The 26,426-nt window shown below is 51.9% G+C and carries 24 protein-coding genes and 1 pseudogene; 17 read left to right on the top strand and 8 right to left on the bottom strand.

Translation table 11 applies throughout. The features are described from left to right. Positions 1 to 52 precede the first annotated feature (52 nt). A complete protein-coding gene (fumB, locus tag BZK41_RS08195) occupies positions 53 to 1,699 on the bottom strand; it encodes a class I fumarate hydratase (protein WP_079937824.1) in 1,647 nt (548 codons plus the stop codon). Positions 1,700 to 1,961: 262 nt separating this feature from the next. Here fumB and manA point away from each other — a divergent pair, with 262 nt between their 5' ends. Both manA and BZK41_RS08185 read left to right on the top strand, forming a co-directional pair. Next, positions 1,962 to 3,137, top strand: coding sequence for a mannose-6-phosphate isomerase (gene manA / locus BZK41_RS08190; RefSeq protein ID WP_079937823.1), 1,176 nt, complete (start codon positions 1,962 to 1,964; stop codon positions 3,135 to 3,137). A gap of 106 nt (positions 3,138 to 3,243) precedes the next feature. After that, complete coding sequence (locus tag BZK41_RS08185) at positions 3,244 to 4,752, top strand: YdgA family protein (RefSeq protein WP_079937913.1); 1,509 nt, start codon at positions 3,244 to 3,246, stop codon at positions 4,750 to 4,752. Between the two features lie 47 nt (positions 4,753 to 4,799). Here the strand turns inward: BZK41_RS08185 and BZK41_RS08180 are convergent, their stop codons facing one another. Then, complete coding sequence (locus BZK41_RS08180) at positions 4,800 to 5,828, bottom strand: Mal regulon transcriptional regulator MalI (protein WP_079937822.1); 1,029 nt, start codon at positions 5,826 to 5,828, stop codon at positions 4,800 to 4,802. 169 nt (positions 5,829 to 5,997) lie between these two features. Here BZK41_RS08180 and malX point away from each other — a divergent pair, with 169 nt between their 5' ends. The 3 genes from malX (at position 5,998) to add (ending at position 9,875) form a co-directional block, all read left to right on the top strand. Beyond that, positions 5,998 to 7,590: a maltose/glucose-specific PTS transporter subunit IIBC gene (malX, locus tag BZK41_RS08175; RefSeq protein ID WP_048226592.1), complete on the top strand. Its 1,593-nt coding sequence runs from the start codon at positions 5,998 to 6,000 to the stop codon at positions 7,588 to 7,590. 10 nt (positions 7,591 to 7,600) lie between these two features. Then, positions 7,601 to 8,773 (top strand): MalY/PatB family protein, encoded by a 1,173-nt coding sequence (locus tag BZK41_RS08170; protein WP_079937821.1) that lies wholly within the window; start codon positions 7,601 to 7,603, stop codon positions 8,771 to 8,773. A gap of 100 nt (positions 8,774 to 8,873) precedes the next feature. After that, positions 8,874 to 9,875: an adenosine deaminase gene (gene add / locus BZK41_RS08165; protein WP_079937820.1), complete on the top strand. Its 1,002-nt coding sequence runs from the start codon at positions 8,874 to 8,876 to the stop codon at positions 9,873 to 9,875. Between the two features lie 101 nt (positions 9,876 to 9,976). Here the strand turns inward: add and BZK41_RS08160 are convergent, their stop codons facing one another. Next, entirely contained in the window at positions 9,977 to 11,017 is a 1,041-nt protein-coding gene (locus tag BZK41_RS08160; protein WP_079937819.1) for an oxidoreductase, read from the bottom strand. Between the two features lie 241 nt (positions 11,018 to 11,258). On the opposite strand from BZK41_RS08160, the gene blr reads away from it, so the two are divergent. The 12 genes and pseudogenes from blr to gstA all read left to right on the top strand — a co-directional run bounded on the left by blr (position 11,259) and on the right by gstA (position 21,612). Beyond that, positions 11,259 to 11,384 (top strand): division septum protein Blr, encoded by a 126-nt coding sequence (gene blr / locus BZK41_RS08155; RefSeq protein ID WP_003029134.1) that lies wholly within the window; start codon positions 11,259 to 11,261, stop codon positions 11,382 to 11,384. Positions 11,385 to 11,675: 291 nt separating this feature from the next. Further along, positions 11,676 to 11,891 (top strand): transcription modulator YdgT, encoded by a 216-nt coding sequence (ydgT, locus tag BZK41_RS08150; protein WP_079937818.1) that lies wholly within the window; start codon positions 11,676 to 11,678, stop codon positions 11,889 to 11,891. A 91-nt stretch (positions 11,892 to 11,982) separates the two neighbouring features. Continuing rightward, the gene (locus tag BZK41_RS08145) at positions 11,983 to 12,423 is read left to right on the top strand and encodes a DUF2569 domain-containing protein (RefSeq protein ID WP_020996422.1); all 441 of its coding nucleotides are present in this window, start codon (positions 11,983 to 11,985) and stop codon (positions 12,421 to 12,423) included. 76 nt (positions 12,424 to 12,499) lie between these two features. Beyond that, positions 12,500 to 13,081, top strand: coding sequence for an electron transport complex subunit RsxA (gene rsxA, locus BZK41_RS08140; protein WP_003029144.1), 582 nt, complete (start codon positions 12,500 to 12,502; stop codon positions 13,079 to 13,081). Next, the gene (rsxB, locus tag BZK41_RS08135) at positions 13,081 to 13,659 is read left to right on the top strand and encodes an electron transport complex subunit RsxB (RefSeq protein WP_032943340.1); all 579 of its coding nucleotides are present in this window, start codon (positions 13,081 to 13,083) and stop codon (positions 13,657 to 13,659) included. Before rsxA ends, rsxB begins: the two co-directional genes overlap by 1 nt. Continuing rightward, a pseudogene (gene rsxC / locus BZK41_RS08130) lies at positions 13,652 to 15,770 on the top strand (electron transport complex subunit RsxC). Before rsxB ends, rsxC begins: the two are co-directional and overlap by 8 nt. Continuing rightward, positions 15,771 to 16,823, top strand: coding sequence for an electron transport complex subunit RsxD (gene rsxD, locus BZK41_RS08125; protein ID WP_079937817.1), 1,053 nt, complete (start codon positions 15,771 to 15,773; stop codon positions 16,821 to 16,823). Between the two features lie 9 nt (positions 16,824 to 16,832). Further along, a complete protein-coding gene (gene rsxG / locus BZK41_RS08120) occupies positions 16,833 to 17,453 on the top strand; it encodes an electron transport complex subunit RsxG (protein ID WP_079937816.1) in 621 nt (206 codons plus the stop codon). Positions 17,454 to 17,455: 2 nt separating this feature from the next. Beyond that, the gene (locus tag BZK41_RS08115) at positions 17,456 to 18,148 is read left to right on the top strand and encodes an electron transport complex subunit E (protein WP_079937815.1); all 693 of its coding nucleotides are present in this window, start codon (positions 17,456 to 17,458) and stop codon (positions 18,146 to 18,148) included. After that, complete coding sequence (gene nth, locus BZK41_RS08110; protein ID WP_003029161.1) at positions 18,148 to 18,783, top strand: endonuclease III; 636 nt, start codon at positions 18,148 to 18,150, stop codon at positions 18,781 to 18,783. The genes BZK41_RS08115 and nth overlap by 1 nt, the downstream gene beginning before the upstream one ends. Positions 18,784 to 19,396: 613 nt before the next feature. After that, positions 19,397 to 20,902: a dipeptide/tripeptide permease DtpA gene (gene dtpA, locus BZK41_RS08100; protein WP_020996425.1), complete on the top strand. Its 1,506-nt coding sequence runs from the start codon at positions 19,397 to 19,399 to the stop codon at positions 20,900 to 20,902. A 104-nt stretch (positions 20,903 to 21,006) separates the two neighbouring features. Continuing rightward, a complete protein-coding gene (gene gstA / locus BZK41_RS08095) occupies positions 21,007 to 21,612 on the top strand; it encodes a glutathione transferase GstA (RefSeq protein WP_079937814.1) in 606 nt (201 codons plus the stop codon). A 77-nt stretch (positions 21,613 to 21,689) separates the two neighbouring features. On the opposite strand, the gene pdxY is transcribed toward gstA, so the two are convergent. From pdxY to anmK, 5 genes are all read right to left on the bottom strand, one after another. Next, positions 21,690 to 22,550, bottom strand: a complete 861-nt coding sequence (gene pdxY, locus BZK41_RS08090; RefSeq protein WP_079937813.1) for a pyridoxal kinase PdxY — start codon at positions 22,548 to 22,550, stop codon at positions 21,690 to 21,692. Between the two features lie 64 nt (positions 22,551 to 22,614). Then, the gene (gene tyrS, locus BZK41_RS08085) at positions 22,615 to 23,889 is read right to left on the bottom strand and encodes a tyrosine--tRNA ligase (RefSeq protein ID WP_003029168.1); all 1,275 of its coding nucleotides are present in this window, start codon (positions 23,887 to 23,889) and stop codon (positions 22,615 to 22,617) included. Positions 23,890 to 24,015: 126 nt separating this feature from the next. Further along, positions 24,016 to 24,672, bottom strand: a complete 657-nt coding sequence (gene pdxH, locus BZK41_RS08080) for a pyridoxamine 5'-phosphate oxidase (RefSeq protein WP_003029169.1) — start codon at positions 24,670 to 24,672, stop codon at positions 24,016 to 24,018. A gap of 59 nt (positions 24,673 to 24,731) precedes the next feature. Beyond that, positions 24,732 to 25,061 (bottom strand): C-type lysozyme inhibitor, encoded by a 330-nt coding sequence (gene mliC / locus BZK41_RS08075; protein ID WP_085951051.1) that lies wholly within the window; start codon positions 25,059 to 25,061, stop codon positions 24,732 to 24,734. Positions 25,062 to 25,148: 87 nt separating this feature from the next. Then, on the bottom strand, positions 25,149 to 26,270 hold the full coding sequence (gene anmK / locus BZK41_RS08070; protein WP_079937812.1) for an anhydro-N-acetylmuramic acid kinase: 1,122 nt from the start codon (positions 26,268 to 26,270) through the stop codon (positions 25,149 to 25,151). Between the last annotated feature and the right edge of the window lie 156 nt (positions 26,271 to 26,426).

The raw sequence follows: 26,426 nt of genomic DNA, 5'->3' as shown, positions 1-26,426 counted from the left end.
GTCGTTTGGTGGTTCGTGCGGTAAAAAAAACCGCCCCGAAGGGCGGCTGACGTTACTTAACGCAGCGTGCGCACTGCGACGTCTGAATTTGCTTGAAGAAATCGTTGCCTTTGTCATCTACCAGGATAAACGCCGGGAAATCTTCCACTTCAATTTTCCAGATGGCTTCCATCCCGAGTTCCGGGTATTCCACGCACTCCAGACTCTTGATGCTGCCCTGAGCCAGTACCGCTGCGGGGCCGCCAATACTGCCTAAATAGAAGCCGCCATGCTTATGGCAGGCGTCGGTCACCTGCTGGCTGCGATTACCTTTCGCCAGCATAATCATGCTCCCACCAGCAGCCTGAAGCTGATCAACATACGAGTCCATACGTCCGGCAGTGGTTGGCCCCAGCGAACCCGAAGCATAGCCTTCCGGCGTTTTTGCCGGACCTGCGTAATAGATCGGGTGATCTTTAACATACTGCGGCAAACTTTCGCCGTTATCCAGACGTTCTTTCAGTTTCGCATGCGCAATGTCACGGCCAACGATAATTGTACCGTTGAGCGACAGACGCGTGGAAACCGGATACTGAGAAAGCTGAGCCAGAATCTCTTTCATCGGACGATTGAGGTCAATACGCACCGCTTCACCCTCTCCCGCCTGGCGCAACTCTTCTGGTATATATTTACCAGGATTGTGCTCCAGTTTTTCAATCCAGATACCTTCACGGTTGATCTTGGCCTTGATATTTCGATCGGCTGAGCAAGAAACGCCCATACCAACCGGACACGACGCACCGTGACGCGGCAGGCGGATCACGCGGATATCATGCGCGAAGTACTTCCCGCCAAACTGCGCGCCCAGTCCCAAATTCTGCGCCTCAATCAGCAGCTCTTTTTCCAGCTCCACATCGCGGAATGCCTGACCATGTTCGTTACCTTCTGTCGGCAGTTCGTCGTAGTATTTTGCAGAAGCCAGTTTGACCGTTTTCAGCGTAGCTTCCGCTGACGTTCCGCCGATCACAAACGCAATGTGATACGGCGGACAAGCCGCAGTGCCCAACGTACGCATCTTCTCAACCAGGTAATTTTTTAATTTTCCCGGCGTGAGCAGCGCTTTGGTTTCCTGGTACAGATAGGTTTTGTTCGCCGAACCACCGCCTTTGGCAATGCACAGGAATTTGTATTCATCGCCGTCGACGGTATACAAATCGATCTGTGCTGGCAGGTTGGTGCCGGTGTTCACCTCTTTATACATATCCAGCGCGGCGTTTTGTGAATAGCGCAGGTTGTCTTCGATATAGGTGTTATACACACCACGAGCCAGCGCCTCCTCATCGCCCCCTCCGGTCCAGACACGCTGACCTTTTTTACCCACAATAATCGCGGTTCCGGTGTCCTGACAGGTCGGCAAAATGCCTTTTGCCGCGATGTCAGAGTTACGCAGAAATTGCAGAGCCACATACTTGTCGTTTTCGCTGGCTTCCGGGTCGCGCAGAATATCGGCTACCTGCAGTTGATGTGCGGGACGCAGCATAAACGACGCATCATGGAAGGCCTGACGAGCCAACAGGGTTAAGGCTTGCGGTGCAACTTTAACAATCTCCTGCCCTTCAAATTCGGCAACAGAGACATAGTCGCTGGTCAGCAGATAGTATTCGGTATCATCCTTTTTGAGGGGGAAAGGATGCTGATAATGAAAGGGTTTGTTTGACATTGTGCTCTCACTTACTGCTCGGTCTGGTTATTCTCTGGGCAGATGTTCCATTGCCCTGCTTCCCTGCCGCAGATCCGGTTGTAGAAGGAAGAGCTTTCTGCAACCGGAATTACTCAGGGTATTAAAAGCGAGTCACCATATCCTACACATTTTTTTAACAAAAACTGAGACAAGTACGACTTTTTACATGTGCAGGTTACTTCCCTCAGGGTTTCTTGGTTTAATAGCCGTAGAAAATTCAACATTGAAACAAGGCTTGATAATGCAAAAACTCATCAACTCAGTGCAGAACTACGCCTGGGGAAGTAAAACGGCGTTAACGGAACTCTATGGCATTGCCAACCCCACTCAGCAACCGATGGCTGAGCTGTGGATGGGTGCGCATCCGAAAAGCAGTTCGCAGGTTCTCGGCGCTGACGGTCAGACGGTTGCTCTGCGCGACGTTATCGAGCACGATAAATCCGCGCTGCTGGGCGATGCCGTTGCGCAACGTTTTGGTGAACTGCCCTTCCTGTTTAAAGTGCTCTGCGCTGCTCAACCGCTTTCGATTCAGGTTCATCCTAACAAGCACAACTCTGAAATTGGATTTGCCAAAGAAAACGCCGCGGGGATCCCGATGGATGCGGCCGAGCGCAACTACAAAGATCCTAACCACAAACCAGAACTGGTATTTGCTTTGACGCCTTTCCTGGCGATGAACGCATTCCGCGAGTTCTCAGACATTGTTGCATTGTTACAACCCGTTTCCGCCGCACATCCGGCTATTGCGCATTTCCTGGAAGAGCCGAGTGCGGAACGTCTGAGCTATCTTTTCGCCAGCTTGCTGAATATGCAGGATGAGGAGAAATCCCATGCGTTGGCGATCCTGAAATCGGCGCTGAACAGCCAGCAGGGAGACCCCTGGCAAACCATCCGTCTGATCGCCGACGTCTACCCGAACGACAGTGGGCTCTTCTCCCCGCTGCTGCTCAATGTGGTGAAACTCAATCCAGGCGAGGCTATGTTCTTATTTGCCGAAACCCCGCACGCTTACCTGCAAGGTGTGGCGCTTGAGGTGATGGCTAACTCGGACAACGTGCTGCGTGCCGGACTGACGCCAAAATATATTGATATCCCGGAACTGGTCGCCAACGTGAAGTTTGTCGCCAAGCCTGCAAACCAGTTACTGACCACGCCGGTTGAATCTGATGGTGAACTGGACTTCCCGATCCCGGTTGACGATTTTGCGTTCTCCCTGCATGACCTTACTACCAATGGTGCAGATATCAGCCAGCAAAGTGCAGCCATTTTGTTCTGCATAGAGGGTGAAGCTGTACTGAGCAAAGGTGAGCAACGCCTGGTGCTGCTACCGGGTGAATCGGCCTTTATTGGCGCGAATGAATCGCCGGTTAACATCAGTGGCGCAGGTCGTTTAGCACGAGTTTATAACAAGCTATAGCAAGATACTGATATTTTTAACAACTCTTGCTAAGCTGTAGTGAGTTAAAGACATGTCACTCCTCCAGGCGTCTTCAAACGCCTGGTTTTATTTTATGGATATCGAAATGAAAAAATCGCTGGTAGCTGCGGGTGTGGTGGTTGCGCTGGGTATCGTCTGGACGGGCGGTGCCTGGTACACAGGTAAGAAACTTGAAACGCATCTCGCCGAGATGGTGACGCAGGCAAACGATCAGTTAAAACGTTTCTCCCCTGAGGCGGGTATTGAACTGAGTTATCAAAACTACCAGCGCGGGGTGTTCAATAGCCAACTGCAAATGGTGGTGAAACCCATCGCCGGGCAGGCAGATTCCTGGCTAAAACCGGGGCAAAGTATCGTCCTGAATGAAACCGTCGATCACGGTCCATTCCCGCTGGCCCAACTGAAATCACTGAATCTGGTCCCGGCTATGGCCTCCGTGAAAACGACGCTGGTCAATAACGACGTTACCAAACCGCTGTTTGATATTGCCAAAGGTGAGTCGCCATTTGTCATTAACTCCCGTATCGGCTACAGCGGCGATACCCGTTCCGATCTCTCCCTCAAACCACTGAACTATGAGAAAGGCGACGAAAAAGTAGCCTTCAGCGGCGGGGAATTCCAGTTTACAGCAGACAAAGAAGGTAACGCTGTCTCGCTGACAGGCAATGCGCAAAGCGGCGTGGTCAACGCGGTCAACGAGTATGACCAGAAAGTACAGATGACTTTCAATAACCTGAAAACTGAGGGTTCCAGCAGTATTGCCAGCTTTGGTGAGCGCATCGGCGACCAGAAATTATCACTCGATAAACTGTCGATTTCCGTCGAAGATAAAGAGTTGGCGGTTCTGGAAGGTATGGGTATTGATGGTAAATCCGATCTGATCAACGACGGTAAAACTGTCAACAGCCAGTTGGATTACACACTGAACAGTCTGAAATTGCAGGGTCAGGATATGGGTAGCGGTAAACTGACGCTGAAAGTTGGCCAGATTGACGGTGAAGCACTACACCAGTTCAGTCAGCAATATAGTGCCCAAACCAAGGCACTGATGGCGCAGATTGATGTGGTACAAAATCCTGAGCTTTATCAGCAAAAAGTCACTGAAGCCTTCTTCAATGCGCTGCCGATTCTGATGAAAGGCGAGCCGGCTATCACCATTGCCCCACTGAGCTGGAAAAATGCAAAAGGTGAAACCGCATTTAATCTGTCACTGCTGCTAAAAGATCCGACAGCGAATACTGAGGAACCACAAACGCTGGCTCAGGAAGTGGATCGTTCGGTCAAATCACTGGATGCTAAACTGACGATTCCGGTCGATATGGCGACTGAGTTCATGACGCAGATTGCCAAAATTGAAGGTTATCAGCAGGAACAAGCGGCCGATCTGGCGAAGCAACAGGTGAATGGCCTGGCGGCAATGGGTCAGATGTTCCGTATTACAACGATGCAGGACAACGTCATCGGTTCCAGCCTGCAATACGCAAACGGCCAGGTAACGTTAAACGGACAAAAAATGTCGCTCGATGAGTTTGTTGGCATGTTCGCTATGCCTTCTCTCGGCGAACCGGATGCCCCGGCTATCCCGCAACAGTAAATACGCGTGACAACAGGTCCGATAACCGTGTGCTTATCGGGCCTTTTTTATTTTGCCACCACCAGCCGGGCGGAAAGCGTCAGGTTACGCGAGTGACCATCATCGTGCCCAATGCGCTGTAGCATGCGCTCAGCAAGGGTATATCCCATTTCACGCGCGGGCGTGCAGGCCCAAATAATGGGGATATCGTCCAGTGCATTTTCCGCTACATCGGCAAATCCGGCTAACGAGATCTGCTGTTCGAAGTAGCGATCTACGCCAATTTCACCACTCTGACGCCCTGCTCTCATCAGGCCAAACCAGGCACCAGCGGCTATGGTTTCGTTGTAGCATACCACTGCGCTGATCGTTGGGTTGCGACGTAACAGCGCGGTCACCTCTTCTGCGGCCTGCTTTTGGCTGGATGAACACTCCAGCACCCAGTCGCTATGAAACGGTAAACCATACTTTAGCAACGTCGTACAATAGCCGCCGACACGCTCCGCGCGGGTCAATGAAGAACTCTGCCCCCCCAACCACGCGATTCGCTGATGCCCATGGCGTATCAGATGTTCAACCAGCAATTGCGCTGCCTGCATGTTGTCAGGCCTGACGGTGTCAACGTCATCCAGGTAGCTGGCCCGAGACGCAAACACCACCGGAATCCCCTTATCGGCGGCCAGTTGTTGCAGGTCGTCGCTACTGCCCGCAGCCCCGGCGATCACCACACCATCAACCCCTTGATTAAGCAGCATAGCGAAACGCTGCGCCAGCTGTTCGCCATCTTTGCCGCCATGTAATAAAAATACCATGCGCCCCTGCGCTTCTAATGCTTCCGTCAGACCTGCCGTCAACTCGGCGTAAAACGGGGTGGAGAGATCACGCACGATCAAACCAATTACCCCGCTCTGCCCACCACGCAGCGCTGATGCCTGGCGATTACGCACAAACCCCAGTTGCTCGATAGCGGCATTCACCCGTTCGCCGGTCGCGGATGAAATACGGCCTTTTCCACTGAGCACCAATGAGACGGTACTAACCGAAACACCCGCGGCCAGCGCAACATCATGGATGGTTATTTTTTTGGCTATAGCCATAAAAACGGAAAACTCCCTGATAACGTGACGGATAAAACGTTTTATCAATCACTTATATTTATACGCTCTATTATCGTTCGATAATGTGATTTATACCGCACTAAAATTAGGTAAAACGTTTTATCTTCTCGCCATCATTAGTCAGCCAGCTTTTACGAGGAGTCGTTTGATGACGACGAGAACCACACCAAAAATAACGTTATGGGAATTTTTCCAGCAGTTGGGCAAAACCTTTATGCTGCCCGTGGCTCTGCTCTCATTCTGCGGGATCATGTTAGGGATCGGCAGCTCGTTAAGTAGTCATGATGTCTTAACGCTGATCCCGGCATTGGGTAATCCGGTACTGCAGGCTATTTTTACCTGGATGAGCAAAGTAGGCTCATTTGCGTTTAGTTTCTTACCGGTGATGTTCTGTATTGCCATACCTCTCGGTCTTGCTCGCGAGAACAAAGGCGTAGCGGCGTTTGCCGGTTTTGTTGGTTATGCGGTGATGAACCTTGCCGTCAACTTCTGGTTAACCGCGAAAGGTATCTTACCTACCACAGATGCCGCGATCCTGAAAGCCAACAACGTGCAGAATATCCTGGGGATCCAGTCGATCGACACCGGGATCCTAGGCGCTGTAATTGCCGGGATCATCGTCTGGATGCTGCATGAACGTTTCCACAACATCCGCCTGCCGGATGCACTGGCCTTCTTCGGCGGTACACGTTTTGTGCCAATTATCTCTTCAGTGGTGATGGGACTGGTCGGCCTGGTTATTCCCCTGGTTTGGCCGGTTTTCGCCATGGGCATTAACGGGCTCGGCCACATCATCAACAGCGCGGGCGAATTTGGTCCAATGCTGTTTGGTACCGGTGAACGTCTGCTGCTGCCCTTTGGTCTGCATCATATTCTGGTGGCGCTCATTCGCTTCACCGAGGCTGGCGGCACGCAGGAAGTCTGCGGTCACAGCGTGAGCGGCGCACTGACTATTTTCCAGGCTCAGTTGAGCTGCCCGACAACTCAAGGCTTCTCTGAAAGCGCAACCCGCTTCCTGTCGCAGGGTAAAATGCCGGCATTCCTCGGCGGTTTGCCGGGGGCTGCGCTCGCGATGTACCACTGCGCTCGCCCTGAAAATCGTCATAAAATTAAAGGATTATTAATTTCTGGCCTCATTGCCTGCGTGATCGGCGGTACAACCGAACCCCTCGAGTTCTTATTCCTGTTCGTTGCCCCAGTTCTGTATGTGATCCACGCCCTGCTGACCGGTCTTGGTTTCACCGTGATGGCAGTGTTAGGCGTCACCATCGGTAACACGGACGGTAACCTGATTGACTTTGTGGTATTCGGCATCCTGCACGGACTCTCTACCAAATGGTATCTGGTCCCTGTTGTGGCGGCGATCTGGTTTGCTGTGTACTACGTGATCTTCCGTTTCGCCATCACACGCTTCAATCTGAAGACCCCGGGTCGTGACGTCGAAATTGCCAGCAATATCGAAAAAGTCATGGCGGGAGCACCGGGTAAATCCGGTTACAACGTTCCTGCCATTCTGGCGGCGCTGGGCGGTGCGGAAAACATTGTCAGTCTGGATAACTGCATTACCCGTCTGCGCTTGTCAGTGAAAGATATGTCGCTTGTTAACGTACAAGCGCTGAAGGACAATCGCGCCATTGGCGTAGTACAACTCAATCAGCATAACCTTCAGGTCGTTATTGGTCCGCAGGTCCAGTCAGTGAAAGACGAGATCGCCGTTCTGATGAACACCGTACAGGCATAAGGACAACAGTATGTTTGATTTTTCAAAGGTGGTGGACAGGCACGGTACCTGGTGTACCCAGTGGGATTACGTTGCCGACCGTTTTGGTTCAGCCGACCTGCTGCCGTTCACCATCTCCGATATGGATTTTGCCACCGCACCTTGCATTCTGGAGGCGCTGACTCAGCGCCTGTCACATGGCGTGCTGGGTTACAGCCGCTGGAAAAATGATGAATTTCTGGCGGCAATTAGTCATTGGTTTCTTACGCGTCATAATACCCAAATCGACCCTCAGTCGCTGGTTTATGGCCCCTCGGTCATCTATATGGTGTCGGAGCTGATCCGCCAGTGGTCTTCTGCGGGTGATGCGGTGGTAATTCATACACCGGCGTACGACGCGTTTTACAAAGCGATTGAAGGTAATCAGCGCCAGGTATGCGCTGTCGGACTTGAAAAGCGCGCTGACGGCTGGGTTTGCGACATGGTTGCGCTGGAAAAAGCGCTGTCCCGGCCTGAAAGTAAAATTCTTCTGCTTTGCAGTCCGCAAAACCCAACGGGTAAAGTGTGGACGCGCGATGAACTGGAAACCATGGCAGAGCTGTGCCAACGCCACGGTGTAAAAGTCATCTCCGATGAGATCCATATGGATATGGTATGGGGAGACCAGCCACACATTCCGTGGAGCAACGTCGCACGCGACAGCTGGGCGCTACTCACCTCCGGCTCAAAGAGTTTTAATATTCCGGCATTAACCGGGGCTTACGGAATCATTGAGGATGCGCAAAGCCGCAACGATTACCTCAGCGCGTTAAAAGGCCGCGATGGCCTTTCCTCACCTGCGGTGCTGGCGCTTAGCGCCCATATTGCCGCTTATCAACAGGGCGCAAGTTGGCTTGATGCGCTGCGCGAATATCTTGCCAGTAATCTGCATTACGTTGCCCGTGAGCTTAATACCGCCTTCCCCGAACTCAACTGGCAGGTACCGCAATCCACCTATCTGGCATGGATTGACCTCCGCCCGCTCAAAATTGATGACCATGCACTGCAAGATGCACTCATCCACCAGCAGAAAGTTGCCATCATGCCCGGATACACATACGGAGAAGAAGGACGCGGTTTTGTGCGCCTCAATGCCGGATGTCCACGATCCAAACTTGAAAAAGGCGTTCAGGGGTTGATTAACGGCATACGTTCTGTACGCTAATAAAATTTGCGCAATGAAATTATTCATTGCGCAACATAGATTTTTATCCCGATTTTTTCTTATAATACGACGCACTTTACCTAAATACACGAGTGCGACCATGATTGATACTTCCCTCCCCCTGACCGACGTCCATCGCCACCTTGATGGTAACATCCGTGCACAAACGATCCTGGATCTGGGTCGTCAATTCAATTTAACACTTCCGGCACAAACGTTGGAAACTCTGATCCCTCATGTACAAGTCACATCAACTGAGCCAGATTTAGTGAGCTTTTTATCCAAGCTCGACTGGGGCGTGAAGGTACTGGCCTCGCTGGATGCCTGTCGTCGCGTGGCATTTGAGAATATTGAAGATGCAGCACGTAACGGTCTGCACTATGTAGAATTACGTTTTTCTCCAGGCTATATGGCGATGGCGCATCAGCTCCCGGTTGCAGGTGCGGTTGAAGCCGTCATCGCCGGCGTACGCGAGGGCTGCAAGACCTTTGGCGTCGAAGCACGCTTAATTGGCATTATGAGTCGTACTTTTGGCGAAGCCGCCTGCTTGCAGGAACTGGATGCACTGTTAGCCCACCGAGACCATATTACGGCACTGGACCTGGCCGGTGACGAACTGGGGTTCCCGGGCAGTCTGTTCCTGTCCCATTTCAACCAGGCACGCGATGCCGGCTGGCGTATTACCGTACATGCGGGCGAAGCCGCGGGACCAGAAAGCATCTGGCAGGCCATTAAAGAGCTGGGCGCTGAGCGTATTGGTCACGGCGTTAAAGCCGTTGAAGATCGTGCGTTGATGGATTACCTCGCCGAGCACCGTATCGGCATCGAATCCTGCCTGACATCAAATATTCAGACCAGCACCGTTGCCTCACTAGCGAACCATCCGCTGAAAACGTTCCTTGAGCATGGCGTTATCGCCAGTTTGAACACGGACGACCCGGCTGTTCAGGGCGTGGATATCATTCACGAGTACACCATTGCCGCACCAGCGGCAGGCCTAACGCGCGAACAAATCCGCCAGGCGCAAATCAACGGTCTGGAAATGGCATTCCTGAGTAACGAAGAGAAACGTACACTGCGCGAAAAAGTCGCCGCAGCGTAACAGGTAAAGTGCCGGATGGCGCTAACGCTTATCCGGCCTGCGTTGGTTTTCATTGTAGGCCGGATAAAACGCCTGAGCATCTCCATCCGGCATTAGCCCAATCAAGCAAGGCACAGCGTCGAACGATGTTTCGCGGATTCGATACCCAGCTCAATCAGCTCCATAATTTGGATAGCCTGTCTCGCTGGTACCGGGTTTTCACCGTTACCGTTTAGCGCATCACGAATACCAGCATAGTACGCCGGATAGTTGCCCGGTACGGTAAGCCAGGTTTCTTCAACCTGCTCTTCGCCTTCTACTCGCGTCAATACGCCATCACGCATATCATAACCCCAGTCTTCCTGTGGCAGTCGCTCGCCATTTTTCAGACGCTCTTCCTGCGGGTCAAGACCATACTTCACATAGCTGCCACGCGATCCGTGCACAATATAACGGGCCGATTCTGCGGCAGCGAGCATGGTGCCATGCAGGATCACACGACGTTGCGGATACGTCAGGATGGCATGGAAGTAATCCGTCGCCTGCGCGCCCGGACGCAGCTGGGCCAGGTCTACCGTCAGGCTGACAGGCAAACCAAACAGGTTTATCGCCTGATCCAAAAGATGCGGTGCTAAATCGTACCAGATACCGCTTCCCGGACCGCCCTGTTCACGCCAACGGTCACGAACCTGCGGGCGGAAACGATCGAAATGGGATTCGAAATACGCCACCTCACCCAAAACACCATCCGCCAGCAGAGCTTTCAGCGTTAGAAAATCACTGTCCCAGCGACGGTTATGGAACACAGACAACACGCGCCCGAGGCTGCGCGCCAGCGCATCCAGCTCACGAGCTTGTGACAGTGTCACAGTAAAAGGCTTATCAACAACCACATGTTTGCCCGCTTCCAGCGCAGCTTTCGCTAACGGAAAGTGTGTGTCATTAGGCGTGGGGATCACAATCAGGTCGATATTTGGATCGTTAAAAAGATGCTTAGGCTCAGCAACAACCGCCACCGTAGGCCAGTCTGCCTTCACTTTTGCTTCATCACTACTGGAAACCGCAACCAGTTCCAGGCCCGGCGTACCCACAATCAGGGGGGCGTGGAAGGTTTTGCTGGCATAACCATAGCCAATTAGCCCAACGCGGATGTTGTCACTCATGTTATTGCCTCTCAATTCAGGACTAACCTATTTCACACCATACCTTGCAACGTCTCAATAGTTTAATAACCTTTGTGCTACAAAGGTTGTTTTTTAACTTAAGTCAAACATATGCCACTTATGCTTAACTTGCAGCGAAAAAGAGGTAGAAATCGTTCCCAATCATCTTGCTGTATTAATGATAGATTAGTAACATTTGCAGCCTGTGTTTATGGATAAATCAAAGCAAATGTCATCAGTAATGAATCGTCTTATTGAATTAACAGGTTGGATTGTTCTCGCCGTCTCCGTGATCCTGCTGGGTGTTGCCAATCATATTGACAATTACCAGCCACCAGAGCCCGTTGCGGCAGTGCAGAAGAAATAATCATCCGCAGCCTTATATTGCCCGGCAATTAACATTGGTAGTTGCAGGGTTTGCCGGTAAAAGATCGCTTTCTGTCAAAAAAAGCGAATTATGCCGCATCCCGCTCCGCTGCATATTGCCAGCGATCGCTATGCGCGTTACCCTTGCCGCAGACGCGCATAGCGCCTGCTTTTTCACAGGTATGAACACTCTTCTTACATTTGCACGTAAATCCGCTTTTACCTGTGCTCGTTGTTTATTTTTATATTTTCTACTCCGTTGGTATTATTTTATTAATATGGATCTGCATTTATGACCGTTCAGGATTACTTATTAAAATTCCGCAAAATCAGTTCACTCGAAAGTCTGGAAAAACTGTTCGACCATCTGAACTACACGCTCACCGACGATAGCGACATTATCAATATGTACCGTGCCGCTGACCATCGCCGTGCGGAGCTTATCTCCGGTGGCCGCCTGTTTGATATCGGTCAGGTACCTAAATCAGTCTGGCATTACGTGCAATAAAGAAGAAAGTAGCGCTCAACGTTAAAAGCTTTATAATAATTGCCCCAAAATGAATGGCATGATTGATTGCGCGCGTAAACCTGGAGAAGAGATGACTACCACACCGGCACAACGTATCGGAGGCTGGCTACTTGGGCCACTGGCCTGGCTGTTAGTCGCGTTGTTGAGCGCTTCGCTGGCGTTATTACTTTATGTCACTGCGCTGGCTACACCACAAACCTTCAAAACGCTGGGTGAGCAAAGTACGGCCAATTTGCTGTTATGGGGCGTCTCCTTTATTACCGCGATCGCCATGTGGTATTACACACTGTGGCTGACGATTGCGTTTTTCAAACGCAGAGCCTGTGTGCCTAAGCATTACATTCTGTGGCTGCTGATCTCCGTGTTGCTGGCGATTAAAGCGTTTGCGTTTTCACCCGTCCCAGACGCTTTTGCCGTGCGCCAACTGCTGTTCCCATTACTGGCTGCAGCACTGTTGGTGCCCTATTTCAAACGATCGCAGCGCGTTAAATCGACGTTTGTGAACCCGTAATAACCCTACAGTTAACCTGTTGTCGCCTGTTGTAGATTGTCAGATAATAGGCGGCTTTTTTATTTCAGGCCGAAAAATGACTGATTACCTGCTGCTGTTTGTCGGAACTGTACTGGTCAATAACTTTGTACTGGTCAAGTTTCTGGGCCTCTGCCCATTTATGGGTGTTTCCAAAAAACTGGAAACCGCAATGGGTATGGGCCTTGCCACGACGTTTGTCATGACGCTGGCCTCCATTTGCGCATGGCTGATTGATACCTGGATCCTAATCCCGCTCAATCTCATCTATCTGCGCACGCTAGCTTTTATTCTGGTTATCGCCGTCGTCGTGCAGTTTACCGAAATGGTTGTGCGCAAAACCAGCCCTGCGCTGTACCGCCTGCTGGGGATCTTCCTACCGCTGATCACCACTAACTGCGCAGTGTTAGGTGTGGCGCTACTGAACATCAACCTCGGCCATAATTTTTTACAGTCGGCGCTATACGGTTTTTCCGCCGCCGTCGGCTTCTCGCTGGTGATGGTACTGTTCGCCGCGATCCGCGAACGCCTCGCCGTGGCGGACGTCCCAGCGCCGTTTCGCGGCAATGCGATTGCGCTGATTACTGCTGGTTTAATGTCATTGGCCTTTATGGGCTTTAGTGGTTTGGTGAAGTTGTAATGAATGCTATCTGGATTGCCGTTGCCGCAGTGAGTCTACTGGGTCTGGCGTTCGGCGCTATTTTGGGGTACGCCTCACGACGTTTTGCCGTTGAAGATGATCCGGTCGTGGAGAAAATTGATGAAATTCTCCCGCAAAGCCAGTGTGGACAGTGCGGCTATCCGGGCTGTCATCCTTACGCTGAAGCGATAGGCTCTCAGGGTGAAAAAATTAACCGTTGCGCCCCCGGTGGCGAAGCGGTGATGTTAAAAATTGCCGCCCTGCTGAACGTCGACCCGCAACCTATTGATGGCGATGAACAAGACGTTACGCCGGTGCGTATGCTGGCGGTCATTGATGAAAATAACTGTATTGGGTGCACTAAGTGTATTCAGGCCTGCCCGGTCGATGCGATCGTGGGCGCGACCCGCGCCATGCACACGGTAATGAGCGATCTCTGCACCGGGTGCAACCTGTGCGTTGACCCGTGCCCGACGCAATGTATTGAATTACGCCCGGTAGCCGAGACACCCGATAGCTGGAAATGGGATTTAAACACCATCCCTGTGCGCATCATTCCTGTGGAACAACATGTTTAAGTTATTCTCTGCATTCAGAAAAAATAAAATCTGGGACTTTGATGGCGGCATTCATCCACCAGAAATGAAAACCCAGTCAAACGGAACGCCGTTGCGACAGGTTCCGCTGGCACCGCGTTTCGTTATTCCGCTGAAACAACATATTGGTGCGGAGGGTGAACTGTGCGTAAACGTGGGTGACACCGTGCTGCGTGGTCAGGCATTAACCCGCGGACGTGGCAAAATGCTTCCAGTCCATGCACCAACATCAGGCACCGTTGTTGCCATTGCCCCGCACTCCACCGCGCATCCTTCGGCACTGGCTGAGTTGAGCGTCATCATAGACGCCGATGGCGAAGATCGCTGGATTGAGCGAGACTGCTGGACCGATTACCGCTCCCACAGCCGGGAAGAGCTTATTGCGCGTATTCATCAGTTCGGCGTCGCCGGACTGGGTGGCGCGGGTTTTCCCACCGGCGTTAAACTGCAGGGCGGTGGAGATAAAATTGAAACGCTAATCATTAACGCCGCCGAATGCGAACCTTACATTACGGCAGATGACCGCCTGATGCAGGACTGCGCGGCGCAGGTCGTCGAAGGGATCCGCATCCTGGCGCACATTCTTCAGCCACGCGAGATCCTCCTGGGTATCGAAGATAACAAACCGCAGGCGATTTCTATGCTGCGCGCGGTGCTGGCTGATTCACACGATATTAGCTTACGCGTGATCCCCACCAAGTACCCGTCCGGCGGGGCCAAGCAGTTAACACAAATCCTGACCGGCAAGCAGGTTCCCCACGGTGGACGCTCCTCAGATATCGGCGTGTTGATGCAAAACGTCGGAACCGCCTATGCAATTAAACGTGCAGTAATTGATGGAGAACCGATCACCGAACGTGTCGTTACGCTTACCGGTGAAGCCGTCAGCCGTCCGGGCAACGTCTGGGCGCGTTTAGGCACGCCGGTTCGTCATCTGCTCAACGATGCGGGATTCTGCCCTTCCGCCGACCAGATGGTGATTATGGGCGGGCCGCTGATGGGCTTTACGCTGCCGTGGCTGGATGTCCCGGTGGTGAAGATAACCAACTGTCTTCTGGCACCCTCTGCCAGTGAAATGGGTGAAACGCCGGAAGAGAAAGGCTGCATTCGCTGTAGCGCATGCGCCGATGCCTGTCCGGCGGATCTCCTGCCACAACAGCTTTACTGGTTCAGTAAAGGGCAACAGCACGACAAGGCAACGGCCCACAATATCGCTGACTGCATTGAGTGCGGTGCCTGCGCCTGGGTATGCCCAAGCAATATTCCGCTGGTGCAATATTTCCGTCAGGAAAAAGCCGAGATTTACGCCATTAGCCAGGAAGAAAAACGAGCCGCTGAAGCGAAAGCTCGGTTTGAAGCCCGCCAGGCGCGCCTTGAACGTGAAAAAGCAGCACGTCTTGAGCGCCATAAGAGCGCCGCTGCTCAGCCGGCGGCCAAAGATCATGATGCCATTGCCGCCGCGCTGGCTCGTGTAAAAGAAAAGCAGGCTCAGGCGCTGCAGCCAGTGGTAATTCAGGCAGGCGAAAAACCTGACAATAGCGCAGTGATTGCCGCACGCGAGGCGCGTAAGGTGCAAGCTCGTGCTTCCCGTATGGAAAATCCGCCGCAAAGTGAAGGCAGCAGTACGGATACAGATCCACGTAAAGCGGCCGTGGAAGCGGCAATTGCCCGCGCCAAAGCCCGCAAACTTGAACAAGAACAAGGTAACGGAAACGGCCGAACCGGCTGATCCACGTAAAGCTGCCGTGGAAGCGGCAATTGCCCGCGCAAAAGCCCGCAAACTTGAGCAAGAACAGGTAACGGAAACGGCCGAACCGGCTGATCCGCGTAAAGCCGCCGTCGAAGCAGCAATCGCCCGCGCCAAAGCCCGCAAGCTCGAGCAGCAGGCGGTAGCTGAAACAGCCGAACCGGTTGATCCGCGTAAAGCCGCCGTCGAAGCGGCAATCGCCCGTGCCAAAGCCCGCAAGCTGGAGCAGCAGGCGGTAACAGAAACAGCCGAACCGGTTGATCCGCGTAAAGCCGCCGTCGCGGCCGCTATCGCACGCGCTCAGGCAAAGAAAGCCGCACAGCAGCAGGTTGTAAACGAGGAATAAATGGTATTCAGAATAGCAAGCTCCCCTTATACCCATAACCAGCGCCAGACATCGCGTATTATGATGCTGGTATTACTTGCTGCATTACCGGGGATCGCTGCTCAGCTGTGGTTCTTTGGCTGGGGCACGTTGTTCCAGATCGTTCTCGCGTCCATCAGCGCTATTGCTGCCGAAGCGGGTGTGCTTAAACTACGTAAACAACCCATTGTGCCAATTTTAAAAGACAACTCTGCGTTACTCACCGGGTTGCTATTGGCCGTCAGTATTCCGCCCCTCGCTCCCTGGTGGATGGTGATATTAGGCACGGTATTTGCGGTTATCATTGCGAAACAGCTGTATGGCGGGCTCGGACAGAACCCGTTTAACCCTGCCATGATTGGTTATGTCGTGCTGCTCATCTCATTTCCAGTACAGATGACCAGTTGGCTGCCGCCGCATGAAATTGCGGCTACGGTGCCTGGATTCCTTGACGCCCTGAACGTTATCTTTAACGGACATACCGCCAGCGGCGGGGATATGAATTCGCTGCGTATGGGCATCGATGGTATCAGTCAGGCAACGCCTCTTGATACCTTTAAGACATCCCTGCATGCAGGACGTACCGTTGAGCAGGTGATGCAATACCCGATCTACAGCGGCATGCTGGCAGGCGCTGGCTGGCAGTGGGTGAACCTTGCCTGGCTGGTTGGTGGCATCGTGCTGTTATGGCAAAAAGCGATTCGCTGGCATATTCCGGTTAGCTTTCTGCTGTCACTCGCCGTTTGTGCCACTTTGGGCTGGATTTTCTCGCCAGACTCACTGGCATCGCCTCAGTTGCACTTGCTTTCCGGCGCGACGATGTTAGGTGCGTTCTTTATTCTTACCGATCCCGTTACGGCATCAACAACCAACCGTGGTCGTCTGATTTTTGGCGCGCTTGCTGGCCTGTTAGTGTGGTTGATACGCAGTTTTGGCGGTTATCCTGATGGCGTGGCCTTTGCCGTGTTGCTGGCAAATATCACTGTTCCCCTGATTGATTATTACACCCGCCCGCGCGTGTACGGACATCGCTAAGGACTAGATATGCTGAAAACGATTCGTAAACACGGTATTACACTGGCGCTGTTTGCTGCGGGCTCGACGGGGTTAACCGCAGCAATCAATCAATTAACCAAGTCAACCATTGATGAACAGGCCGCGATACAGCAAAAAACGCTGTTCGATCAGGTTCTGCCTGGCGATCGCTACAATAATAACTTGTCTGAAAGTTGTTATCTGGTCGATGCGCCGGCGTTGGGTAAAGGTACGCACCGCGTATATATTGCGCGCCAGGACGATCGTCCCGTTGCAGCGGTTCTTGAGGCCACCGCACCAGATGGTTATTCCGGCGCAATACAACTGCTGGTAGGTGTCGATTTCACGGGTACCGTGTTGGGTACACGGGTTACCGAACACCATGAAACGCCGGGGCTGGGCGATAAAATCGAACTGCGCCTGTCCGACTGGATCACCCATTTTAGCGGTAAAATAATTTCTGCGGATAACGACTCTCACTGGGCTGTGAAAAAAGATGGCGGCGACTTTGACCAGTTTACTGGCGCAACCATTACACCACGTGCAGTAGTTAACGCGGTTAAACGTGCCGGCCTGTATGCGCAGACGCTACCTGCGCAACTCCCTCAACTTAGCGCCTGTGGAGAATAACCATGAGCGAAATTAAAGACGTTATTGTCCAGGGATTATGGAAAAATAACTCCGCGCTTGTGCAGCTACTCGGGATGTGTCCGCTGTTAGCCGTCACCTCTACCGCCACTAACGCGCTGGGTCTTGGACTTGCGACTACGCTCGTCCTGACGCTGACCAACCTGACGATTTCAGCCCTCCGTCGCTGGACACCGCCTGAAATTCGCATTCCGATTTATGTCATGATCATCGCCTCCGTGGTGAGCGCGGTGCAGATGTTGATCAATGCCTACGCCTTCGGCCTATATCAGTCTCTGGGCATCTTCATCCCGCTGATTGTGACTAACTGTATTGTGGTTGGCCGTGCAGAAGCCTTCGCCGCCAAAAAGGGCCCTGCGTTATCCGCACTTGATGGTTTCTCTATCGGCATGGGCGCAACCGGTGCCATGTTTGTTCTGGGTTCGCTGCGTGAAATAATTGGTAACGGTACACTGTTTGATGGTGCAGACGGTTTGTTGGGTAGCTGGGCCAAAGTCTTGCGCGTTGAGATCTTCCATACTGATACGCCGTTTCTGTTGGCCATGCTGCCACCAGGCGCGTTTATTGGTCTGGGTCTGATGCTGGCAGTGAAGTATCTGATTGATGAGAAAATGAAGAAACGTCGTGCCGAGGCGGCTGTCGCGGACAGTCCCGCGGGTGAAACAGGGAATGTGTAATGAACAAAGCAAAACGTCTGGAAATACTGACGCGCCTGCGGGATAACAACCCGCATCCGACCACTGAGCTTAATTTTACATCGCCGTTTGAATTGTTGATTTCGGTTTTGCTCTCTGCACAAGCGACCGATGTCAGCGTCAATAAAGCGACGGCTAAGCTATACCCCGTCGCCAATACGCCTGCTGCGATGCTGGAGCTCGGCGTTGAAGGTGTTAAGTCCTATATCAAGACAATCGGTTTGTTTAACAGCAAAGCGGAAAACGTAATTAAAACCTGCCGCATCCTGCTGGAACAGCATAATGGTGAGGTGCCTGAAGACCGTGCTGCGTTAGAAGCTCTCCCCGGAGTTGGGCGAAAAACGGCTAATGTGGTGCTAAATACCGCCTTTGGCTGGCCCACTATTGCCGTAGATACCCACATTTTTCGCGTCTGTAATCGCACGCAATTCGCCCCGGGTAAAAACGTCGAGCAGGTTGAAGAGAAGCTGCTGAAAGTTGTACCCAGTGAATTTAAAGTCGATTGCCACCACTGGTTAATTCTTCATGGCCGCTACACCTGTATCGCCAGAAAACCGCGCTGCGGTTCCTGTATTATTGAAGATCTCTGCGAATTCAAAGAGAAAGTCGATATCTAATGCTGCCGGGGCATCCTCTTTGCCCCTTACATACATAACGATTAGTTATGCACTCCCCAGAGTTTCTTTTCCCGACAATGATGCCATTCAATTGCTCAAATCTAATGCAATATTCTTGTTAATTAACACCTGAGCAGGTTAATCGTTTTTTTAGCAAAAGAAATTTCTATCTATACGTGATCCAGATCATCCAGCTAACACAATGTTAATAAATTTTTATTTTTTAGTTAAGGTGACAATTAGATGACCTAACTGCACACTTTATAAACAAAACATTACACTGCCTATTTTTCAGATAATGGCCTATATCACTGGATTCAACCTTAAATAGCAGAACATATCGCCACATTGCGGTTCCGTCGGTGATTAAACAGTGTAAAAATCTGCCATTTTAAAAATGAAGAAATTTAACGCTAGATAACATTTCGCAGCCCCGACGATTTCACCAGTCATGATATATGTAACAGATTATTACAAACCACTTGTCTGAATGGTCAAGATAGTGAACATTACTTGCCGTTTCCCCTCCCACTATAACAATCGGACGGATGAACTTGACTCATCACGTACCTGAACACCCCCGTTGATATGGGATGTAAAAAAAGAGGTAAAAGTGTCTACTGCAAACAATAAACCAACAGAAAGCGTAAGTTTAAACGCCTTCAAACAACCAAAAGCGTTCTATCTCATTTTCTCTATTGAGCTGTGGGAACGTTTTGGTTATTACGGCCTGCAAGGGATTATGGCCGTCTACCTGGTTAAACAGCTGGGTATGTCAGAAGCGGATTCCATCACCCTTTTCTCGTCCTTTAGCGCCCTGGTGTACGGTCTGGTTGCCATTGGCGGCTGGTTAGGTGATAAAGTTCTGGGAACAAAACGTGTCATTATGCTGGGTGCCGTTGTGCTGGCCATCGGTTATGCGTTGGTAGCATGGTCCGGTCACGATGCGGGTATCGTTTATATGGGCATGGCGGCCATCGCGGTCGGTAACGGCCTGTTTAAAGCAAACCCATCCTCCCTGCTCTCTACCTGCTATGCCAAAGATGACCCGCGTCTTGATGGTGCATTTACCATGTACTACATGTCCGTCAACATCGGTTCATTCTTCTCTATGCTGGCAACGCCGTGGTTAGCTGCGCGTTACGGCTGGAGCACCGCGTTCGCTCTGAGTGTCGTGGGTATGCTGATTACCGTTGTTAACTTCGCATTCTGTCAGCGCTGGGTTAAACAGTACGGTTCTAAACCTGACTTTGAGCCGATCAACTTCCGTAACCTGCTGCTGACCATTGCTGGCGTGGTGGTACTGATCGCGATTGCAACCTGGTTGCTGCACAACCAGCAGATCGCTCGTATGGTTCTGGGCGTCATTGCGCTGGGTATCGTGTTCATCTTCGGTAAAGAAGCATTCACCATGCACGGTGCTGCACGTCGTAAAATGATCGTCGCCTTCATCCTGATGCTGGAAGCGATTATCTTCTTCGTGCTGTACAGCCAGATGCCGACCTCGCTGAACTTCTTTGCGATTCGTAACGTTGAGCATTCTATTCTTGGCATTGCTTTCGAACCTGAGCAGTACCAGGCGCTGAACCCGTTCTGGATCATCATTGGTAGCCCAATCCTCGCTGCTATCTATAACAAGATGGGCGATACCCTGCCGATGCCGACCAAGTTTGCGATTGGTATGGTGCTGTGTTCCGGTGCGTTCCTGATCCTGCCACTGGGCGCGAAATTCGCTACCGATGCGGGCATCGTTTCCGTTAACTGGCTGATCATCTGCTACGGTCTGCAAAGTATCGGTGAGCTGATGATCTCCGGCCTGGGTCTGGCAATGGTGGCACAGTTGGTTCCGCAACGCCTGATGGGCTTCATCATGGGTAGCTGGTTCCTGACCACTGCCGGTGCAAACATCATCGGTGGCTACGTCGCTAACATGATGGCTGTACCAGAGAACGTGACTGACCCGCTGATGTCCCTTGAAGTCTACGGTCGTGTGTTCCTGCAGATTGGTGTTGCAACGGCGGTTATCGCTGTTCTGATGCTGCTGACGGCACCGAAACTGAATCGTATGACTCAGGACGATGACGTCAATGAGAAAGCCTCTAAGGCCGCGACAGCGTAATTCTCAGGGAAACTCATTTTCAGGCCGCTAACTGTTGTTAGCGGCTTTTTTTTTGCCTGAGGTAGCACTACCATACGATATACCTCAGCCAAAAGGAGTTACCGATGAAACTGTTCTACAAACCGGGCGCTTGTTCTCTCGCTTCCCACATCACACTTCGTGAGAGCGGTAAAGATTTCACGCTGGATGGTGTTGATCTGATGAAGAAACGTCTGGAAAATGGCGATGATTTTTTCGCGGTAAACCCAAAAGGGCAAGTTCCCGCGCTGCTGCTGGATGACGGTACGCTACTTACCGAAGGCGTCGCCATCATGCAATACCTGGCGGACACCGTACCAGACCGTCAGCTCCTTGCCCCTACCAGCAGCCTCTCCCGGTACAAAACCATCGAATGGCTTAACTACATTGCGACAGAACTGCATAAAGGCTTTACGCCTCTGTTCCGTCCCGATACACCGGAAGACTTCAAGCCAACCGTTCGCGCGCAGCTGGAGAAAAAAATGCAGTACGTGAATGAATCTCTGAAAGACGAACAATGGATCTGCGGCCCGCGCTTCAGCATTGCCGATGCCTATCTGTTCACCGTGCTGCGTTGGGCTTATGCGGTTAAGCTAAATATGGCAGGATTAAGCCATATCGACGCGTATATGGCCCGTATGGCTGAACGTCCGGCGGTTGCCGCAGCGCTTAAAGCAGAAGGGTTAAATTAATTGCGGTTGCCGGGTGACGCTAACCCGGCCTACAGCTAAACATATGCCCGATAAGCGAGAGCGCCATCGGGCATTTATTACAGCTGCGTCGCGCTGAAGTAGTGTTCAGGCTTCGCGATACGATCCTGCGCGGCCACGACCTGCAGCTCATACTCGTGCATTTCTTTGGTGGTAATCATCACTTCATATACCGCCGCCGTCACATGCTCAAGCGCCTGCTGTAAAGACGCGCCCTGCAGCAGTTTCACCAGCAACAAGCCACTCGTCACATCACCCACGCCAACCGGTTGACGTGCGCCAAAATCGACTAACGGGCGACTGATATGCCACGCCTGTTCAGCAGTGACCAACAGCATCTCGAAACGATCGGTGCTGATACCTGCGCGTGCCAGATGCTTCACCAGTACAATTTCAGGTCCCTGAGCGATCAGTTCACGCGCTGCCGCAACGGCCTCATGGACATTGTTCACCGCATGCTCGCACAGAATTTCGAGCTCAACCAGATTCGGGGCAATAATGTCACTAGCCGGAAGCGCATGACGTACATGAAATTCCGCCACTCCGGGTGCGACAATACAGCCCTTTTCAGGGTGTCCCATCACCGGATCGCAAAAGTATTTGGCCTGCGGATTGGCCGCTTTTACTTTGCGTACAATACCCAGAATATGCTCGCCCTGTTCAGCTGAGCCAAGATAGCCACTCAGTACGGCGTCACAGGTCTGGAGTTTATCAATATCAGCAATGCCCTGAACAATTTCAGTCAGGTGGCTCGGCGGCATAACGCAGCCGGTCCATTTGCCATACTGCGTGTGGTTTGAAAACTGGACGGTATTCAGCGGCCAGACGTTTGCGCCAAGACGGCGCATTGGAAACTCTGCTGCACTGTTGCCCGCATGACCAAAAACAACGTGGGACTGGATGGCGAGGATATTCTTCATTTTACTTACCACAACCCTGAAAAAATAAAGGGGCGTAGTTTCCCACGCCCCTGCTAACTCAATCTTACTTCCAGCAAATCAGACAGTAGTTCTTCTTGCCACGGCGCAGTAAGGTGTAGCGCCCGAACAGGATATCACTCTCCTGGAAGAAATATTCCGGATCGGACTGCTTCTCACCGTTGATGGTCACGGCGTTAGACGCAATGGTCTTACGTGCCTGACCGCGAGAAGGCTGCAGCTCAGAGTCCACCAGCGCCTGCATCAGATCGGCACCTTTGTCCATCTCGATCATCGGCACGCCATCCTGCGCCAGCTGTTCGAAATCAGCTTCGCTCAAATCGCTCAAGTTACCGTTGAACAAACTTTCGGTGATACGTTTTGCTGCGACCAGACCTTCTTCACCGTGAACCAGACGCGTGACCTGCTCAGCCAGAACATACTGGGCACGCGGCGCTTTACCGCTATTTTTATCTTCCTCTTCCAGCGCATTGATCTCTTCAATGTCCATGAAAGTGAAGAATTTCAGGAAGCGATAAACGTCCGCATCGGCGGTGTTGATCCAGAACTGGTAGAATTTGTACGGACTGGTTTTCTTCGGATCCAGCCACACTGCGCCGCCTTCCGTCTTACCGAATTTGGTGCCATCAGCTTTAGTAATCAGTGGTACGGTCAGACCAAAAACCTGATTCTGGTGCAGACGACGGGTCAAATCGATACCCGAAGTAATGTTACCCCACTGATCAGAACCACCAATCTGCAGTGCCACGCCGTGCAGCTTATTCAGGCAGGCAAAGTCATAACCCTGCAGCAGGTTGTAAGAAAACTCGGTAAAGGAGATCCCCTGATCGTCACGGTTCAGACGCTGCTTAACCGCTTCTTTGTTGATCATCTGGTTAACGGAGAAGTGTTTGCCGATATCACGCAGGAAAGTCAGTACGTTCATACCGCCAAACCAGTCGTAGTTGTTCGCAGCTATCGCCGAGTTGTCGCCACAGTCGAAATCGAGGAACGGTGCAACCTGTTTGCGGATTTTATCCACCCACTCCTGCACGGTGTCCTCGGTATTCAGTTTACGCTCGGCGGCTTTAAAGCTCGGGTCACCAATCAGACCGGTTGCGCCACCTACCAGTGCAACAGGCTTATGGCCTGCCTGCTGGAAGCGTTTCAGGCATAACAATGGAACCAGATGCCCCAAATGCAAGCTGTCAGCGGTAGGATCGAAGCCGCAATAGAGCGCGATCGGGCCTTGCGCCAGTCGCTCTGCTAACGCTTCCTCGTCCGTCACCTGGGCCACTAGCCCCCGCTCTTGCAATTGTTTAATCAAGTTACTGCTTGCCATCAAAATCTCCATGTATAAAACGACTGCACCTTTGCCGGTACACGACTTTTCGCCTGATGCGAAAGAAACATAGAATAAAGCGCCGGATTGATCAGCACCAGCGCTTAAAACAAGAAATTTGCATCTTTAGGGGGCAAGGCGATCAATTTTCCACGCGTTATCTTCGCGTTGGTATAAAAAACGATCGTGCAGGCGGTTTTCACCACCCTGCCAGAATTCCATTTGTTCGATACTCACGCGAAAGCCGCCCCAGAAACTGGGCAGTGGGACTTCCCCTTGCTGAAATTTCTGCTTCAGTTCGAGGAATTTGCTTTCGAGAATACCGCGCGCGGAGATCCGACTGGATTGTTTAGAGACCCAGGCGCCAATCTGGCTGTCGCGTGGGCGACTGTGGAAGTATTTCACCACTTCGAGTGTGGAAAGACGCTCGGCCTTGCCGATTACCATCACCTGCCGTTCCAGCGTATGCCAGGGAAATAAAAGACTGATGCGCGGATTTTTCTCGATCTGATGCGCCTTACGGCTGCCAAGGTTGGTATAAAACACCAGCCCTTTGTCATCATAATGTTTGAGTAACACGATACGCTGATACGGCTGGCCATTTTCATCGACGGTCGCAACGACCATTGCGGTGGGGTCGGCCAGTTTGGCATCACAGGCTTGCCCCAGCCAGCGCTCAAACAGCGCAAGGGGTTCGGCGGGAAGATCGCGGCGGCGAAGACCGCCTTTCGTGTATTCACGGCGCAGATGCGCGATTTGCTGCAATTCGTCGTTATCAGACATGATGTTGGGCTACGGATTGTCAGTGGGTGACGCTATTGTGCGCCGCCCAGGTGAAAATCTCAACGCTTCGGGTTCTGTAACTGACAGTTATTTAGCACAATTCTGTCTCGTTTATAGACCGTTGCCTCGTCGCCTTTAGACCAAAAAACGTAGATACCATCGGTATAACGCGCGCCTGATGCCGACACGCCCTGTTTGAGGTTCAATAGCTGATTATCATAAACAAAGCTTGCCATCTGGCGGGTATTGTTCAGCTTCACTGTCAACGGTTTTTCGTCACAGCGGTATTCAAGCGTATCCGTTTGCATACGCTCGACAAATTGGTTGTACACACTACAACCGCTAAGCAGTACGGGCAGACACACTAACAACAGTTTTTTCATAGCCATATCCTGAAGACTTTCCTGGTCCCGGAGGGTAATGGCACCCTCCCTAATATCCCTAGTTTACCGGCATACCGCGCTGAATAATTTCAGTTAACTCTGAGTTCGTGGATTGGCAGGATAAATTGCCCCTAACACACTCGGCTCTGACGCCCCCGTCACAGACGGTAAATTTCCCGGTAATCCGGCCAGCGTTCGCCACGCCAGCCAGGCAAAGGCTAGCGCTTCCATATCATCACCGCTGATCCCGGCTTCATCGGTAGAGGTAACCTCTGTTCCCGGTAATAGTGCCGCCAGACGCATCATCAGCAGTGGATTACGACTGCCACCACCGCATACCATAAGTCGATCACAGCCGCCGCTTAATAATACCTGCTCTGAAATGGTGACTGCCGTCAGTTCGGCAAGCGTCGCCTGCACATCTCGTGGGCTAATTCCCGGGAACTGCGCCAGATGACGCTCTATCCAGCCGTAATTAAAATACTCACGGCCGGTACTTTTCGGCGCAGGCGCGGAAAAATAAGGGTCGTTAAGCATATTTTGCAGTAATGGCAGGATCACCATTCCCGAAATGGCCCACTGCGCATCTTTGTCGTAGGGCTGGCCACATTGCCGCCAGATCCATGCATCCATCAACATATTGCCCGGCCCGGTGTCGTATCCGCGAACGGGTTGTTGCGGAATAAGCAGAGACAGATTGGCAATCCCGCCGATGTTTAACACCATTCGTCGTTCCGTTGGATGTGCCAGCAGTGCCTGATGAAACGCGGGAACGAGCGGTGCACCCTGCCCGCCAAGGGCGATATCACGTCGACGAAAATCGCCGACTACGGTTATCCCGGTACGCGCGACAATCTGGTTGTTATCACCAATTTGCAGCGTGTGTGGCGCAGCACCGTTTGGTTCATGCCACACGGTTTGCCCGTGGCAACCAATCGCAACGATATCCTGCGGTTTCAATTTTTCTTGCGCCAACAGCGCATTCACCGCCTCAGCAAATAGATAACCGAGCTGTGCGTCTAACTGACCAAACTGAGAAAGTGTAAGCTGCTGCCCCTGGCAGATATCCAGAATCGCTTGTTTAACATGAATGGGGATGGGCCAGGTCAGACTCGCCTGCTGCGCAACCATCGTTTCATCTATTGTCGCCAGCACAACATCGACGCCATCAAGGCTGGTTCCAGACATTACACCGATAAAACGGCCCGATTTCATAGGTCATCCTTTTAAGCAAATTAGCCTTGACACTCAACCATAAAGTGTCGACTAATGCCATGCTTCCTTAATGATTTTTGGTGGCTAATCATTACAATGATCGTTTAATTACATCAATTACATGAATGATTCGTTTATACTCGGTTGATCTGATTT

This window comes from Citrobacter sp. A316 (assembly GCF_002042945.1).
Classification (GTDB): domain Bacteria; phylum Pseudomonadota; class Gammaproteobacteria; order Enterobacterales; family Enterobacteriaceae; genus Citrobacter; species Citrobacter portucalensis.
The sequence above is the reverse complement of the archived record's forward strand: the minus strand, read 5'-3'. Positions and strand labels throughout refer to the sequence as shown.